This is a genomic window from Bradyrhizobium sp. 604_D8_N2_3 (assembly GCF_051810765.1).
In the GTDB taxonomy this organism is placed as follows: Bacteria; Pseudomonadota; Alphaproteobacteria; order Rhizobiales; family Xanthobacteraceae; genus Bradyrhizobium; species Bradyrhizobium barranii.
Window position 1 is genome coordinate 4,931,843 of the sequence record NZ_JBPWPM010000001.1, and the last position, 15,694, is coordinate 4,947,536.

At 63.7% G+C, this 15,694-nt stretch carries 16 protein-coding genes; 9 read left to right on the forward strand and 7 right to left on the reverse strand.

Going from position 1 to position 15,694, the window contains the following annotated elements; all coding sequences use genetic code 11:
* From AB7245_RS23435 to pncA, 4 genes are all read right to left on the reverse strand, one after another.
* Positions 1–816 (reverse strand): sugar phosphate isomerase/epimerase family protein, encoded by an 816-nt coding sequence (locus AB7245_RS23435; RefSeq protein ID WP_063983251.1) that lies wholly within the window; start codon positions 814–816, stop codon positions 1–3.
* Between the two features lie 472 nt (positions 817–1,288).
* The gene (locus AB7245_RS23440) at positions 1,289–3,322 is read right to left on the reverse strand and encodes an NAD(+) synthase (RefSeq protein WP_085399013.1); all 2,034 of its coding nucleotides are present in this window, start codon (positions 3,320–3,322) and stop codon (positions 1,289–1,291) included.
* A gap of 151 nt (positions 3,323–3,473) precedes the next feature.
* Entirely contained in the window at positions 3,474–4,589 is a 1,116-nt protein-coding gene (locus AB7245_RS23445; protein ID WP_085399012.1) for an alpha/beta fold hydrolase, read from the reverse strand.
* A gap of 16 nt (positions 4,590–4,605) precedes the next feature.
* Positions 4,606–5,232, reverse strand: coding sequence for a bifunctional nicotinamidase/pyrazinamidase (gene pncA, locus AB7245_RS23450; protein ID WP_085399011.1), 627 nt, complete (start codon positions 5,230–5,232; stop codon positions 4,606–4,608).
* A 257-nt stretch (positions 5,233–5,489) separates the two neighbouring features.
* On the opposite strand from pncA, the gene glk reads away from it, so the two are divergent.
* The 3 genes from glk to AB7245_RS23465 all read left to right on the forward strand — a co-directional run bounded on the left by glk (position 5,490) and on the right by AB7245_RS23465 (position 7,121).
* Entirely contained in the window at positions 5,490–6,476 is a 987-nt protein-coding gene (glk, locus tag AB7245_RS23455) for a glucokinase (RefSeq protein WP_085399010.1), read from the forward strand.
* Positions 6,477–6,615: 139 nt separating this feature from the next.
* Positions 6,616–6,819 carry a hypothetical protein gene (locus tag AB7245_RS23460; RefSeq protein WP_014495215.1) on the forward strand — a complete coding sequence of 68 codons (204 nt, stop codon included), beginning with the start codon at positions 6,616–6,618 and terminating at the stop codon, positions 6,817–6,819.
* A gap of 146 nt (positions 6,820–6,965) precedes the next feature.
* Complete coding sequence (locus AB7245_RS23465) at positions 6,966–7,121, forward strand: hypothetical protein (protein WP_166096600.1); 156 nt, start codon at positions 6,966–6,968, stop codon at positions 7,119–7,121.
* A 95-nt stretch (positions 7,122–7,216) separates the two neighbouring features.
* Here the strand turns inward: AB7245_RS23465 and AB7245_RS23470 are convergent, their stop codons facing one another.
* Positions 7,217–7,594 (reverse strand): response regulator, encoded by a 378-nt coding sequence (locus AB7245_RS23470; RefSeq protein WP_028158777.1) that lies wholly within the window; start codon positions 7,592–7,594, stop codon positions 7,217–7,219.
* A gap of 111 nt (positions 7,595–7,705) precedes the next feature.
* Positions 7,706–8,509, reverse strand: a complete 804-nt coding sequence (locus AB7245_RS23475) for a Spy/CpxP family protein refolding chaperone (RefSeq protein ID WP_085399009.1) — start codon at positions 8,507–8,509, stop codon at positions 7,706–7,708.
* A 484-nt stretch (positions 8,510–8,993) separates the two neighbouring features.
* On the opposite strand from AB7245_RS23475, the gene AB7245_RS23480 reads away from it, so the two are divergent.
* The 6 genes from AB7245_RS23480 to AB7245_RS23505 all read left to right on the forward strand — a co-directional run bounded on the left by AB7245_RS23480 (position 8,994) and on the right by AB7245_RS23505 (position 15,132).
* Positions 8,994–10,334, forward strand: a complete 1,341-nt coding sequence (locus tag AB7245_RS23480; protein ID WP_063983245.1) for an ABC transporter substrate-binding protein — start codon at positions 8,994–8,996, stop codon at positions 10,332–10,334.
* 148 nt (positions 10,335–10,482) lie between these two features.
* Positions 10,483–11,421 carry a carbohydrate ABC transporter permease gene (locus tag AB7245_RS23485; protein WP_085399008.1) on the forward strand — a complete coding sequence of 313 codons (939 nt, stop codon included), beginning with the start codon at positions 10,483–10,485 and terminating at the stop codon, positions 11,419–11,421.
* Positions 11,421–12,332 carry a carbohydrate ABC transporter permease gene (locus AB7245_RS23490; RefSeq protein ID WP_071913823.1) on the forward strand — a complete coding sequence of 304 codons (912 nt, stop codon included), beginning with the start codon at positions 11,421–11,423 and terminating at the stop codon, positions 12,330–12,332. The genes AB7245_RS23485 and AB7245_RS23490 overlap by 1 nt, the downstream gene beginning before the upstream one ends.
* A gap of 6 nt (positions 12,333–12,338) precedes the next feature.
* On the forward strand, positions 12,339–13,439 hold the full coding sequence (locus AB7245_RS23495) for an ABC transporter ATP-binding protein (RefSeq protein WP_063983242.1): 1,101 nt from the start codon (positions 12,339–12,341) through the stop codon (positions 13,437–13,439).
* A gap of 34 nt (positions 13,440–13,473) precedes the next feature.
* Positions 13,474–14,463, forward strand: a complete 990-nt coding sequence (locus tag AB7245_RS23500; protein ID WP_354115173.1) for a hydroxyacid dehydrogenase — start codon at positions 13,474–13,476, stop codon at positions 14,461–14,463.
* 168 nt (positions 14,464–14,631) lie between these two features.
* The gene (locus AB7245_RS23505) at positions 14,632–15,132 is read left to right on the forward strand and encodes a hypothetical protein (RefSeq protein ID WP_071913817.1); all 501 of its coding nucleotides are present in this window, start codon (positions 14,632–14,634) and stop codon (positions 15,130–15,132) included.
* On the opposite strand, the gene AB7245_RS23510 is transcribed toward AB7245_RS23505, so the two are convergent.
* A complete protein-coding gene (locus AB7245_RS23510) occupies positions 15,129–15,632 on the reverse strand; it encodes a DUF1993 domain-containing protein (protein ID WP_028158770.1) in 504 nt (167 codons plus the stop codon). The two genes, AB7245_RS23505 and AB7245_RS23510, sit on opposite strands and share 4 nt — an antisense overlap.
* Positions 15,633–15,694 lie beyond the last annotated feature (62 nt).

Consider the following 15,694-nt stretch of genomic DNA (forward strand, 5'->3'; position numbering starts at 1 on the left):
TTATTCAGCGAGACCGAGCGCGGCCAGATGGGCTGCGCCGGCGCGAACGTCGTCGTGATTGCGGAGTTCGAGGATCAGCCGCGGGTTGGAGGTCAGCCGGCCCAGCGCGCGGAACACGGCCACCCACGGGATGTTGCCTTCGCCCGGCGCCCAGTGCCGGTCGGCAAAGCCGTCGGTGTCCTGGAGGTGCACATGCGTCAGCATGTCGCCGGCGGTCTCGACGTAGTAATCGACCGGCGGAGCGCCGGTGGAGATGTGGGCATAGTTGGCGTGGCCGGTGTCGAGGGAGACGCGGACCTTGTTGCTTTCGAGCGCCTTGGCGAGGCGCACGCGGTCGCGCGGATCCTTGTCCTCGATGTTCTCGATGACGACCTCGCAGCCGATCGTCTCGGCCCGCGCGATCACCTCGGCAAGCGTCGTCTTGACGCGTTCGACGAGATTGCCTCGGTTATCAGGATAGAGGTCGAGATTGTTGTGGTCCCAGGTCGTGAACGGTGAATGGATCACCATCTGCGTCGCGCCGAGGAATTCCGCGGCATCGAGGCCCTGAAGCAGCCGCTTCGTCACCGCCTTGCGGATCAAGGGATCATGGCTGTCGATCTTGAAGCCCCAGAACGGGCCGTGAATGCCGAGCCGGCCGGTATGGCCCGAGAGCATCTGCTTGATCTCGCTGGCTGCACTCCGCCAATCGCCGTCGAGCAAATCCGCGCGGAAAAAATCCTGGATTTCGAGATCGCGCTGCCGTTCCAGAAGCCAGTCGCGGTGAGCAGGGATCGATTTGATGGACAATGCTGCGCCCAGCACCGGCTTCGACATGGCTTGCTCCTTGACCGTCAGCGATGACGGGAGCAGCGCTAGACCAGTTAAGTGACAGGCCCGTGAAATGCAGGTGCCGCGGCGATGCGCTGATGTGGACATCCCCGCCGATCGCCTGCATCGAATTCAGGCAGCAGTGATCGCAGCAGATGCGGACGAATGCACCAGCGTGCAGCATCAAGCGCGTTCGTGTCCGTAGTGACACGGAATGGAATCCTAACGATACTTCGCGTACATCGCGCGCATCGATCGGCGGCCTTCCAGGGGCATCACCCTCTGATCGCGCTACATGGGGTTGGGGGACCGCATGGGGCGGGGGGATCAAAGGCTGGGGCAAGGTGACGAGGTCCGGACTCCTAGGCACTCCGGACCTCGGAACTTTCTAGATTGAACGCAATTTCGCGCCGCCGGCTGTATGAGCCGCGCGGCGCGAAGTCGTTTTGAGGCGCCCTGCCCGATCAGTCTTGCCTAATCACTTCGGAACGTTCCGCTCGAGATCCTCAAGCCATGCCGCCGCGCTTGAATCCGACGGCGCGCGCCAGTCGCCGCGCGGCGACAACGAGCCACCGGCCGAAACCTTCGGCCCGTTCGGCATCGCCGAGCGCTTGAACTGGCTGAAGGCGAAGAAGCGGCGCAGGAACACTTCCAGCCAGCGCCGGATCTCCGGCAGATCATAGGCCCTGCGCTTATCGGTCGGGAACGCCGGCGGCCATTCGCCCTTGGCGACGTCATTCCAGGCGTGCTGCGCCATGAACGCGATCTTGGACGGCCGCATGCCGAACCGCAGCGTGTAGAACAGGTTGAAATCCTGCAGCTCGTAGGGCCCGACGGAGGCTTCCGTGCTCTGCGGCTTCTCGCCGGGCTTGACCGGAACCAGCTCTGGCGAGATTTCGGCGGACAGGATCGACGCCAGCGTCCGGTTGACGTCGTCGCTGAACTGTTTTGAGGCGATCACCCAGCGGATCAGGTGCTGGATCAGCGTCTTCGGCACCCCGGCGTTGACATTATAATGCGCCATCTGGTCGCCGACGCCGTAGGTGCACCAGCCGAGCGCGAGCTCCGAGAGATCGCCGGTTCCAATGACGATGCCGCCATGATGGTTGGCGAGCCGGAACAGATAGTCTGTCCGCAGGCCCGCCTGCACGTTCTCGAACGTGATGTCGTAGACTTTCTCGCCCTTGCCGAAGGGATGGCCGATGTCCTTCAGCATTTGCGTCGCCGTGGGGCGGATGTCGAGCTCCTGCCACTCCGTCTGCAACGCCTTCATCAGCGCCAGTGCATTGGTCTTGCTCTCGCTGCCGGTGGCAAAGCCCGGCATCGTGTAGGCCAGGATGTTGCTGCGCGGCAGTCCGAGCAGGTCGACCGCCTTGGCGGCGACGATCAGGGCGTGGGTGGAATCGAGCCCGCCCGAGACGCCGATCACCACGCGCTTGGTTCCGGTCGCGCGCATGCGCTGCACGAGGCCGGCGACCTGGATGTTGTAGGCCTCGTAGCAATCCTGCTCGAGCAGGGCTTCGTCGCTCGGCACGAACGGGAAGCGCTCGATCTTGCGCAGGAAGCCGACGTCGGTGGCCGGCGGCTTCAGGGCAAAGGTGATCCTCCGGAAAAAGGCTTCGCGTTGCCGGCGATTGTCGTCGAACGTGCCCATCAGTGCGCGTTCCTGCCTGAGCAGATCGAGATCGACATCGGCCAGCGTGATCTGGCCGTCCTGGCGGAACCGCTCGCCCTCGGCCAGCAGCACGCCATTCTCATAGATCGAGGTCTGGCCGTCCCAGGCCAGATCCGTGGTCGATTCCCCTGCTCCGGCGGCTGAATAGACGTAGGCCGCAAGACAACGCGCCGACGTCGATTGGCACAGCAGTGCGCGCGAGCGCGCCCGACCGATCGTGATCGGGCTGCCGGATAGATTGATCAGCACGCTGGCGCCGGCAAGCGCGAGTTCGGATGCCGGCGTCACCGGAATCCACATGTCCTCGCAGATCTCGACGCCGATGATCAGGCCTGGAACATCCTCGGCCGCAAACAGGAGGTCAACGCCGAACGGTGCATGCAGCCCGCCAAACGCGATCGTCTCTCCGGCCACGCCGGCACCGGAGGCGAAATGCCGTCCCTCGTAGAATTCGCGATAGGTCGGCAGATAAGACTTGGGCACGACGCCAAGGACGTTGCCGCGATGAATGACGACGGCGCAATTGTAGATGCGATGACCGAAGCGCAGCGGCGCGCCGACGATCAGAACCGTCATCAGCGCCGAGGAGGCCTCGACGATTGAGGCGAGCCCGCGCTCGACCGCATCGAGCAGCGGGTCCTGCTTGACGAGATCCTCGATCGCGTAGCCGGACAGGCACAGCTCCGGAAACACGGCAACCGCCACCGACTGTTCATGGCAAGCGCCTGCCGCCGCCAGAATCGCCTTCGCATTGGCCGTGGGATCGGCCACATGGGAGGTGGTGACGCAGGCCGCCACGCGCGCAAATCCGTGGGCGTAGATCGAGTGGAAGCTCATCGAGCGCGGTACCCTTAATCTTGTCGCGGCCGCAGCCGCCAGTTCCCCATGATATGTAACCCATCGACCGAGCCCCGTGCAGGCCATCCGCCGTCATGCATAACGGATTTGCGTGTTCGCCGGCCCGGCCGGGCCAAGGCACCCGACAAGGTCAGGCGCTGCGGGCCAGCACTCCGGAGAGGTCGTTGCGCAGCCACTCGGCGATCCGGGGCCAGGCATGGGCGTGGGTGCGCGCCCCCATGAACAGGCCGAGGTGATTGCTGGGCTCAGAGGCCGCGGCAATGAAGGCCGGCGGCGTTCCGAGCAGACCGGCGGTCGCAAGCGCCTGTCTGGCCGGCACGACGTCGTCATCGAGCCCGGCGAGCAGGAAGACCGGCGCCTTGACGTCCCTCAGATCAACCTCGCGGCCGAGCGCCGTGAAGTTGCCGCCGGCAATCCGATTCTCCCGGAAGATTCGGTTGACGATCTCCAGATAATAGGTGCCGGGCAGGTTGAGCGTCTCGGTATTCCAGCGATCGAAACGCGCGAGCAGTGCCGCGCCCTCCTCGTCCGAGAGATCCCTCTGCAATGCCGCCGCAATGTCGTCGCGGCTCGGCGCCTTCGTCCAGAAGCGCAGCATCTCGTCGCCGCTGACATTGCCGCCGCCGCGCGCCACGAGCTGGTCGTAGAGCGCCTCAGGCGAATTGCGAGCTAGCCGGGACAGCGCGGAATCGATCGAGAGATCGACGGGCGCCCCCACCAGCACCAGCCGCCGCACCTTGGCGGGAAAGCGCGCCGCATAGAGCAGCGACAGCCAGCCGCCCTGGCACAGGCCGACGAGATCGACCGGCGCGCCGATTTCGTCAACGGCGACGTTGAGATCGCCGAGATAGCTGTCGATCGAGAGATAGCGCATGTCCGGCGAGGCCGAGCGCCAGTCGGTGAGGTAGACCCGATCGATGCCGCCATTCTGCAGCGACTGCACCACGCTGTGGCCCGGTGCGAAGTCGGCGATCAGGGCCCGATGCAGCGCATAGGGCGCGCAGACCAGTGCCGGCTGGCCGGATTGCGTCCGCGTGCAATCGCGCAGGCGCATGGTCGCAAGCTCCAAGCCGACCGTGTTGGGTGTCGTCCACGGCAGATTGCTCGCGTCCTGTTCCGGCGGATCGCGCTCCAGCCACCAGAAGCAGGCGTCCATCGCGAGCCGCGCCGCCGCAAATGGCCATAGCAGCGGATCATCCGGAGGACGATCCGATCCACCCAGCGGTTTGCCGCCCTTCTCCACCATGACTATCTCAAGGTCCTCACAGCAAGGCCTCCAGGCTGACGATCGAAATACCGCGCTCGCGAAAACTCCGATGGGTCGCGGCCACCGAGCCGTCGAGATCGATGCCGCGGCATGCATCCTCGATGACGGCGACCTCGAACCCCGCCTTGCGGGCATCTTCCGCCGAGAAACGAACACAGAAATCCAGCGCCAGACCGGCGATGAAGACGGTCTTCAGCTCGCGCTCGCGCAAATAACCGAGCAGCCCGGTCGGCGTCCGGTGGTCGTTCTCGAACAGCGCCGAATAGGAATCGATGCCGCGACGAAAGCCTTTGCGCACCACGAGGTTTGCCCTGGTAATTTCAAGCTCCCCATGGAATTCAGCGCCCGCCGTGTCTTGCACGCAGTGCGTCGGCCACAGCACCTGGGTGCCGTAGTCGAGCTCGATGGTCTGGAACGGCTGCTTGCCCGCATGGTTCGGTGCGAACGAGACGTGGTCGCCCGGATGCCAGTCCTGGGTCAGCACCACATTGGTGAAATTTGCGGCAATTCGGTTGATCGCCGGGACAACCTTCTCGCCGCCGGGAACGGCGAGCGCTCCGCCGGTGCAAAAGTCGTTCTGCACGTCGATCACCAGCAGCACGTCGCGGTCGGAAATCTGCATCGCAAGGTCCCGTTCCAGCCGTCCGGCGCGACGGGCGCCGAACGCTCCGTCCAATGTCGATCTTCCCGCGCGGCTTCGCAACCATCGACACATGCGGCGATATCGCGCCCGTCGCACCTGGGATGCAACGGTTTGGCGTTGTCCGAGTTGACTAGGCTCACCCGAGGACGGATTCTAGAGACGTTCGCAAATTGCGGATCGGATGGAGCGGAGGGAACGGTTCCCGCGAGCCTGCAGGACGCGGCAGCCACAAGGTCATGAGTATCGGCAAGACAGGACAGATTCTTCTCGCCGATATCGGCGGCACCAATGCGCGCTTTGCGCTGAGCGAAAGCGCATCGGACAGCGGCGACCAGGCCGGGCCCATCGACTATGTGAAGGTCGCTGACTTCCCGACCGTCCGGGAAGCCATCGCGGACGTCCTTGCGCGCCGGTCCGGCGGCAAGCAGCCCAAACGAGCCGTGCTGGCCGTCGCGGGTCCCGTGACCAATAACCGCTGCGTCATGACCAACAGTCCGTGGGTCATCGACGGCAACGAGCTCCAGCCGGCCCTCGGCTTCGAGAGCGTGCATGTGCTCAATGATTTCGAGGTCGTGGCCTGGTCCCTGCCCGCCCTGAAGCCTGCCGATTTGATCCCGCTCGGGGGCCAGGACGGCCTCCCCGGAGAACCGCTGCTAGTGGTTGGGCCTGGAACCGGCTTCGGCGTCTCCTGTCTGGTCGAACGCCACGGCGCCCGGCTGGCGGTCGTCACCGAGGCAGGCCACGCCACTTTGCCGGCGGAAAACGAGCGCGAGGAACGCGTGATCGCGTGCTTGCGCCGACGTTTCGGCCATGTCTCCATCGAGCGCGGGGCGCTTTCGGGCTCCGGTCTGCAAAGCCTCTACGAGGCGCTGGCGGAGGTCGACGGCGCCCAGGTGCCGCACCGCGACGCCGCCGCCATCACCAAGGCCGCCCTGGAGGGCAGTTGCGAACTCAGCCGCGCGACGCTGGAGATGTTTTGCGCCATCCTCGGCTCGGTCACGGGCAATCTCGCGGTGACCTTCGGCGCCCGTGGCGGCGTCTACATCGCTGGCGGGATCGTGCCGCGCTTTCCGGAGTTCCTTGCCGCCTCCGCGTTCCGGGCGCGCTTCGAAGCCAAGGGACGCTTCCAGGACTATTTGCGCAACATCCCGACCAGGCTGGTGACGAAACCCGACGCGAGCTTCGTCGGCCTGAAGATGTTCGCCGACCACAATCCGGATTGATGAGCCGCGATCGGCTCCGACGCCGTCCAGTCCGTTAACTATACACAGCTGATTGCAGCCAAGGCGCGGTTCCACGCAGGATCGTGCTTGCCCGACTGTGTCCGATGGGAAACAATTCCCGTAGTTGCGGGGGCGTGACATGCGTAAGCAGGACTTCGGTTTCGACTATCACCGCTATCACCGCCTGCTGACCGAGGCGGACGACGATGACAAGCGGCTGGCCCTGATCGAGCTCCTGATCGAGGAAAAGGCCCGCGACCGGCTGGCCGCGCAGCGCGCCTCTGATCGCGCCGCCATGACGGCCCATACCATCGCCACCGTGCTGAAGAACGGCCGCAACTGAGACTTGCGGGACCGCTCGCTGCTCGCGAAAACACGCGAGCGATTGCGATTCCGTTAACGATCCCTCGCAAGCTCGCGTCAAACTTTTTGCTCTAAGAGCTTCCCTTACCTGATGCAATTCAGGGGTCAACAAAGGGGGGAATGAACATGAGCATGATTTCGCTTGCCGCGATCCCGGTCGCCGTCGAAACCCGTTTTGCCGATTCTTCGTTCAAGATCATCTTGCTGTTCTGCTGCATGGGCCTGGTCGCCTCGTTCGGCGTGATGGCGCGCGGCATCGACCTCAGCGCCGGCCTGATCTGAGACGACGAGACATTCTTTCGCCAAATGGCCGCCCCTCACGGGCGGCCATTTTCGTTGGCGATCTCGGTACGGCGCCTTCTCGGTGAGGAGCCTTTTCAGTGAGGAGTTTTGGCGACCGCGCCCGGAAACAGCGAATCGATCATCACCTTGAGCTGGTCGAGGGAAATCGGCTTGCGCAGGATCGGCCGCCGCCGGAGCAAGGACGGCAGCAGCTCCGGCCCGTAGCCGGTGGCGAACAGAAACGGCTTGCCGCGGCGCTCGATCAGGTCGGCGACCGGATCGACGTAGAGGCCCTTCAGGTTGATGTCGAGGATGGCGAAGTCGTATTGCGCGGTCATCGCAAAGGCGCTCGCGTCCCGGACATTGTCCGCTTCTGCGACGACATGATGGCCGAGTTCCTCCACCATGTCGGCGATCATCATCCGGATCAACGCCTCGTCTTCGACCAGGAAAACGGAGAGTCCGTCCGCCATATCAACCCCGCAGTCAGCTTACGAAGCTAACCATATCCGAAATGCGGAGAGGATTCACGAATTCGTGGCGGGCGCCGTTAATTCAGGCGCCCGCAATCGGATTCAACTTGATTAATCCAGCCCGCGCTCGTGACTGAGGCGCACCATCTCCTGGATGAAGACCTGCTTCTGCTTGTCGTCGAGGCTCGAATAAAGCGGCTCGGCGGCATCGGCGACGTTGCGCTGGTCGGCGGCGCGGTCGATCAAGAATTGCGATTCGTTGCGCATCTGCTCGATGATGTCGTCAGGCGGATCCCGCTTGGCGCGAGCGATCCGCAGGTTGAGCCGCTCCGCGCCATTATGCCCCAGGTAGTGCATAGCGCTCGAGAAGCCGAACCAGTGCTTCTCCTGATCGGGCGTCAGGTTCAACTCGGTCTTGATCCGCTCGATATAGGAATCGCTGTTGGCGACGATCTGCTCGGCGCTCTGTTGCGGCGCGCCGGGCTGGGTGAGGACGGTGACGTCCTTATTGTCCTTGTTGTCCTGCGGCGCATTCCTGGCTTCCTTGCTCGCCTTGGCGCCCTTGGCCGCCTTGGCGGTCTCCTTGGCGCCCTTGTCCTTGCCGGCGCCCGGCTGCTTGGAATCCTTGCTCGCGTCCTTGCTGGCATCCTTGCTCGCGTCCTTGGCAGCCGGAGCCGGCTGGTTATTGACGCCGAGCACGCCGGTGAAGACACCGACCACGCCGCCGATCGCACCGCCCAGCACGCCGCCAACGGGTCCGGCCGCCTTGTTGCCGGCCGCGGCTCCATCCTGAACGCCCTTGACCAGGCCTTGCGCCTGCGCAACGGCGGCGGCGCCCAGCAGCACCGCGAGCACGGAGCCCAGCGCGAACCATCGCCGCAGGTGAAGCCGCGCAGGCGGCGCCGGGTTGATCATTCTGGTCTCCATCGTCGATCCGATTGTCCTGTCCGGGTGGGGGCCACCCGCCGGTTGCAACTCTATCGTTTTCGCCGCTTCGCGGTCCAGCCGCAGCCAATTGCTGTCCACGCCCGAAAACTGTTTGGCGCGAAGCGGTTATGAAGGCTTATTCGAAACTGCGGCGTAATTGCGCACGAGATGTCCTGCGGTCCTTGACCCGAAGTGTGCGTCGCAAAATGCGCCTCCGAGGTTCACCTCCGGGTGTGCTTCGCGAGACGGCGCCGCCGCGTTCCCGGACGCAACGTTAGTTCTAGACGGCGAGTCGTTCGGCTTCCTCGACAGACGGGATCAATCATGATCTGATCGCGCTACCAATTTGCTGCGCTTCGCGCGATTTCACGGCGAGGCGGTAGCACCAAGAAACGCGAACAAAAATCAAAAACAAAACTCGGAATGCCAGAGGAAACGCGAAAACAATAAAACATCCAGGTGAGGAAACGAGATGTCACGCAAGACACTGACGCGACGTCAATTTGTAGCCGCCACTGCAATGTCCTCCGCCGCGCTGATCACAGCGCCCTATGTCCGCGGCGCTTACGCCGCCGGCAAACTCTCGATCGGCTTCTGGGACCACTGGGTGCCCGGTGCCAACGACGCCTCCACCGCCATGGTCAAGGAATGGGCTGAAAAGGAGAAGGTCGAAGTCTCCATCGATTACATCACCAGCAACAACAAGAAGATCGAGTTGACGGTCGCGGCCGAAGCGCAGGCCAAATCCGGTCACGACATTCTTCAGATGTACACCTGGTGGCCGCATGCGTATGCCGAGCAGTTTGAACCGGTGAACGACGTGGTCGAGGAGGCGATCAAGCAGAACGGTGAGGTCAACGACACGGTCAAATATCTCGGCAAGGCCAACGGCAAATGGCTTGCGGTCCCGGCAACCCCGGGGAGCCAGATCAAGGGGCCCTGCTCGCGCATCGACCTCATGAAGAAGCATGCGGGGATCGACGTCCAGGAACTGTACCCCGTCGGCGCGCCGCCCAAGGCCGATAGCTGGAATATGGATACATTCCTGAAGGCGGCGGAAGCGTGCCAGAAGGCAGGTTTCCCATTCGGAATCGGTCTCGGCGAGACCACCGACAGCGTCGATACCGCGGGCGCCATCTTCCAGTCGTTCGGCGCCGAACTCGTCAACGCCAAGGGCGATGTCACGGTGAAGACCGATGAGGTTCGCCAGGCGCTCGAATACTACAAGAAGCTGATCGCCTTCCTGCCGCCGGACGCTCCGTCCTGGGACGACGCCTCGAACAACAAATGGCTGATCTCCGGCCGCGGCGCCCTCATCATGAATCCGCCGAGCGCCTGGGCGGTCGCCAGGCGCGACGCGCCGCAGGTCGCCGAGCAATGCTGGACGCACGGCTTCCCCTCCGGTCCTAAAGGCCGGTATGCGCCGTTCCTGCCCTATTTCTGGGGTCTCTGGAATTTCTCCAAGAACAAGGCATCGGCCAAGAGCCTTCTGGCTTTTCTGTCACAGCCATCATCGATCGAAAAGTTCGTCGCGGCGAGCGGCGGATACGATTTGCCGGCCTATGCGAAGATGACGACGCTGAAGACCTGGGCCGAGGTAGGCCCGCCGAAGGGCACGCTCTATCACTATCCAAATCCCTACAATCATCAGACACTGTCGATTGCGGCCTCTCCGGCGCCGCCGAAGATCGCCCAGCAGATCTACGCGCAGGCCACGCTGACCAAGATGGCGCTGCGCTTTGCGCAGGGCGAAAAGTTGGAGACCGCACTCGCCTGGGGCGAAGGCGAGTGTGAAGGCTTCATGCGAACCTAAGCCGGGGTGTGCCACGGCGGTTCACGCATCCCCGCGTGAGCCGCCAGGGCACCCCACCGTTCGATGGAATGAGCAGATCGAGCCGACACGCGGGTGCCGGCTCCGCCGTTGGACATTCCGCAAGGAAGCTTGACCCAAGGACACTGACATGGCCGATGTCGTCGTTGAGGACGGTCGCGTCGCCCGCACGGCGAGCGCGCGCAAACGGACGGGCCTGCACAATGCGTTGAAGCGGAAATCGACCGTGGCGTTCTTCCTGACGCTGCCGCTGATCCTGCTGATCGCGCTGTTCGTGCTTTACCCTGCCCTGTTCTCGATCCACCTCGCGACGCTGAACAAGTCGATGCAAAAATTCGTTGGCTTCGGCAACTTCACCTTCCTGTTCAAGCGCGAGACGTTCTGGATGGTGGTGGAGCAGTCCTGCATCTTCGCGATCACCGCCGTGTTCTTCAAGGCGCTGATCGGCTTCATCGTCGCGCATTTCGTGCACAACATACCGGCCAAGGGCCAGCGCAAATGGCGCGGCATGCTGCTGGTGCCCTGGGTGATCCCGCCGGCGATGAGCACGCTCGCCTGGCTGTGGCTGTTCGACCCCTCCTACAGCGCCTTCAACTACACGCTCTCCTTCTTCGGCATCGGTCCCATCAACTGGCTCGGCAATGCCGCCTGGGCGCGCTTTTCCGTCATCCTCGTCAACGTCTGGTACGGCGCGCCGTTCTTCCTGATCATGTACCTGGCGGCGCTGAAATCGGTGCCGGACCAGCTCTACGAGGCCGCCGCAATCGACGGCGCCAATTGGTGGCAGAAGATGTGGTACGTGACGCTGCCGATGATGCGCAACATCATCGCGATCACGACGCTGTTCTCGCTGATCGTCACCTTCGCTAATTTCGACATCGTCCGCATCCTGACCTCAGGCGGGCCTCTCGACCAGACCCAGATCTTTGCCACCTATGCGTTCCGGGTCGGCATCGAGAGCAACGACATTCCGCTCGGCGCCAGCGTCTCCCTGTTCATGGTCCCGATCCTCGCCGTCGCAGCGATCTTCATCCTGCGCGACGTCAATAAACGCGGGAACGAATCCTGATGAGCACAATAGCGATCGACAAGGCCGGCCCCCGGCGCAAGGTCAAATATGGCAGCATGAGCCGCGACCGTACCTGGGCGCTGCGCTGGTCCTATTTCTTCCTGGTGCTGTTTGCGATCTTCTTTCTGACGCCGCCGCTCTACATGGTGATCACCTCGCTCAAGAGCAGCGCGGAGATCTCGGCTGCGACCAATCCGTGGTGGGTGTTCCACCCGACGCTGGCAAACTATGTCGAACTACTGACGTCGAACCAATTCCTCCGGTTCTTCTGGAATTCGACCATCGTGTCGCTGGTGGTTGTGATAGTCACCATGCTGATCAGCATCCCTGCGGCCTTCGCGCTCGCGCGGATGAAGTTCTGGGGCTCGACGACGCTCGCGACCGGCGTGTTCCTGACCTACCTGGTCCCGGACAGCCTCCTCTTCATCCCGCTGTTCAAGATGCTGGCGCTGGTTCAGGACATCACCGGCATCACGCTCCTGAACCGATGGTACGTGCTGCTATTCGTCTATCCGACGCTGACGGTGCCGTTCTGTACCTGGATCATGATCGGCTATTTCGCCTCGATCCCGAAGGAGCTCGACGAGGCCGCGATCATCGACGGCGCCTCGTGGCTTCAGACCCTGACGCGGATCTTTATTCCGGTCGCGCTGCCGGGCCTGATTGCCGCGACCATCTTCGCATTCACGGTGTCCTGGGCGCAGTTCCTCTATCCCCTGGTGTTCACGACGTCCATCGACCAGCTCGTGCTCCCGGTCGGCATCACCACCACCCTGATCAAGGGCGACGTCTTCAACTGGGGCCAGATCATGACCGGCGCGCTGCTCGGTGCAGCTCCGCCGCTGGTCATCTACGCCTTCCTGATGGACTACTACATCGCCGGCCTGACCGCCGGCGCGACAAAGGGTTGATGTCTCATGGCTGACGTTGCATTGCGGAAGGTGGTCAAGCGTTACGATGATGTCGAAGCCGTGCGCGGCATCGACTTGGACATCGCCGACCATGAGTTCATCGTGCTGGTTGGGCCTTCGGGCTGCGGCAAGTCGACGACGCTGCGCATGATCGCGGGCCTCGAGGACATCAGCGACGGCGACATCATGATCGGCGGCGACGTCGTCAATGACGTACCGCCGAAGGATCGCGACATCGCCATGGTGTTCCAGAACTACGCGCTCTACCCGCACATGACGGTCGCGGAGAACATGTCGTTCGGGCTGCGCCTGAAGCACTTTCCCAAGGCCGAGATCAAGGCGCGGGTGACGGAAGCCGCCCGCCTCCTCGACATCACCGACCTGATCGACCGCAAGCCGAAGCAGCTCTCCGGCGGCCAGCGCCAGCGTGTCGCGATGGGCCGCGCCATCGTGCGCAATCCGAAAGTGTTCCTGTTCGATGAGCCGCTGTCCAATCTCGACGCCAAGCTGCGCGTGCAGATGCGGATCGAGATCAAGAAGGTGCACCAGAAGGTACGCACCACCACGGTCTACGTCACCCACGACCAGGTCGAGGCGATGACGTTGGCTGACCGCGTCGTTGTGATGAACAAGGGCCGCATCGAGCAGATCGGCACGCCCAACGAGCTCTACCACAAGCCGGCGACGCGCTTCGTCGCCGGCTTCATCGGCTCGCCCGCGATGAATTTCATCCCGTGCCGGCTGGAGGACGTCGGTGGCGCGCTTCAGATCCGTCTGACCGACCGCATCGCCTTTGCGCTGCCGCCGGCCCGCGCCACGCGCTACAACGCGCTGCCGCGCACCGACAAGCTGCTGCTCGGCCTCCGGCCCGAGCACCTCACCGAGTCGCACGCGCATCTGGGGCCGGGCGTCGAGACCTTCGACACCGTGCTCGACGTCACCGAGCCGATGGGGATGGAGACCCTGGTCTATTTCGGGCTCGACGGCACGCCGGTCTGCGGCCGCGTCGATCCCAACGCCGGCGCCAAGGACGGGGCACCCATGCGTTTGGCGATGGACCTCAACAATATGCACCTGCTAAACGAAGACACCGGCGTCGTGTTGTGACGCAGGTCCAAGAAATGCAAGCAGGCGGGGAGCGATGGCGACCAACAAAAAGAAGATTTTCGTTACACAAACTTTGTCGCAAGGGGCACGCGCCCTCCTCACCCAGCGGGACGATATCGAGCTCGTCGAGTTTCCGAACCTGATCTCGGCCAAGGATTTCGAAGCCTTGCTGAAGAACCACGCGCCGGTTCACGGCGTGGCGCTGGGTGCCACCGCCTTCGGTGAGACCGAGCTCGAGGCCTCGAAGGACATGAAGGTGGTGACCCGCATCGGCGTCGGTTACGACGCCGTCGACGTGCCCGCCCTCTCCCGCCGCAAGGTGCCGCTGATGGTAGCGGGCAGCGCCAACTCGCCCTCGGTCGCCGAGCAGGCGCTGTTCATGATGCTGACGCTGGCCAAGCGCGCCAATGAGATGCACGCCTGCGTCAAGGATGGCCAATGGGCCAACCGGCTCGGCATGCTGCCGTTCGACCTCTACGGCAAGACCGTGCTGATCATCGGCTTCGGCCGCATCGGCAGTCGCACCGCCAAGCGCTGCCAAGCGATGGAAATGAAGGTACAGGTCTACGATCCCTACAAGCCTGCCGCCGAGATCAAGGCCGCGGGCTGCGAGCCCGTCGCCGATCTCGACGCAGCGCTGCCCAACGCCGACTTCGTCACCATCCATTGCCCGAAGACGCCGGAGACCGTCGGCCTGTTCGATGCGGCGCGGATCGGCCGGATGAAGCCGAAATCCTATCTCATCAACACTGCACGCGGCGGCATCGTGAAGGAGGCCGCGCTATACGACGCCCTGGTCTCCGGCAGGATTGCCGGTGCCGGGATCGACGTGTTCGAGGTGGAGCCGCCGCCGGTCAGCAACGCGCTGTTCGCGCTGCCCAACGTCATCATGGCCCCGCACGTCGCCGGCGTCACCGTCGAGGCGGTGAGCCGCATGAGCGAGCAGACCGCTCGCAATATCCTGAGTGTGCTGGACGGCGATCCCATCCGGCAGAACATCATCAACCAGGACGTGCTCGCCTGAGCCGACCTCCAGGCGGGCGGTTATTCGCCCGCCTCCGGAACGCCAGAATGCGTCCCATTTTGGTGCAGATCGAGCCCCAACTCAGCCTTAATCAAACCCGCGTAATAAGTCCGGCCGCGGCGGCAGTGGGACAGACTTGCCGGCCGCGTCGAGCTGGAGGATGAACCCTTGTCAGAGATCGACCCGACCGACCACGCGCTGGCAACCATCGCCAGCATTTTGGAGCACCCCGAGCCCGTCCGCGAGACCGAGACCGAAATGGTGGTCGACGGTGAGCAGGTCGTCGCCGACGAGCATCCGATCGCCGACGAGCATGTGGTGGTCGACGAGCATGCGATGGTCGACGAGCACGAGCATCCCGTGGTCGAGGAGCAGCCGCTGGTGCCGGAGCACACCGATGCCGACGGCTACAGCAAGGTCGGTCCGGGGCCGATGGTGGCGATCCGTCTGAAATGGACGGTCCATCGCGGCGATGACGGCCAGTTCTACGTCCACGAGACCATCGGCGAGCAGTCCGCGCCCGTGGTCAGCGGCCCGATGACGAGCGAAGCCGCGGTGCATTTCGTCGACGCGCACGAGGACGAGGCACATCGGCGCTTCGAGGAGCTGCGCAGCGAGATCGCCGGCCGCAGCTCGCTCGCCGATTACGAGCGCAAGGGCGAAGCCTAGCGCTCGCGGGGGCCGAGAAAATCCCGCTTCACGAGCTCGACGCCGGCATGCCGGAGCAAGTCGTAGGACGTCGTGACGTGAAAGAAGAATTGCGGGACGCTGAACGTAAGCAGCAGCGTCCGCCCGGTGAAGGGCAGCTCGGTCCCGTTTTTCAGCCTGAAGAAGACGTTCCGTTCCGCCGCACTATCGATCTCGGCGCGCGACAGGCTTTCGATGAACTCGATTGACGTCGCAATGCGCGCCTGAAGCCCGGCGATGTCGTGCTCCAGCGCCGGCAGCGCCACCGGCTCTTGGTCGGCCAGCAAGGCTGGCGCGACCGTGGCATGGCGGCACGCCTCCCCTATCTGCTGCGCCAGATCGTACATGTTCGGCGCCATGCGCATGCCGAGCAGGACGGCCGGATTGAACTTCCGGCTTTCGGCATAGGCGACGCCCTTGTCCAGCAGTGCCGACAGGTTGCGCAGATACGGCACGAAGACGCCGACCGAGGCGTCATACATCGAGATCGTCACCCTAAATTCCCTTCAATTCCGCCTCGCCAGCGACGGGCATCTGGTCTAAA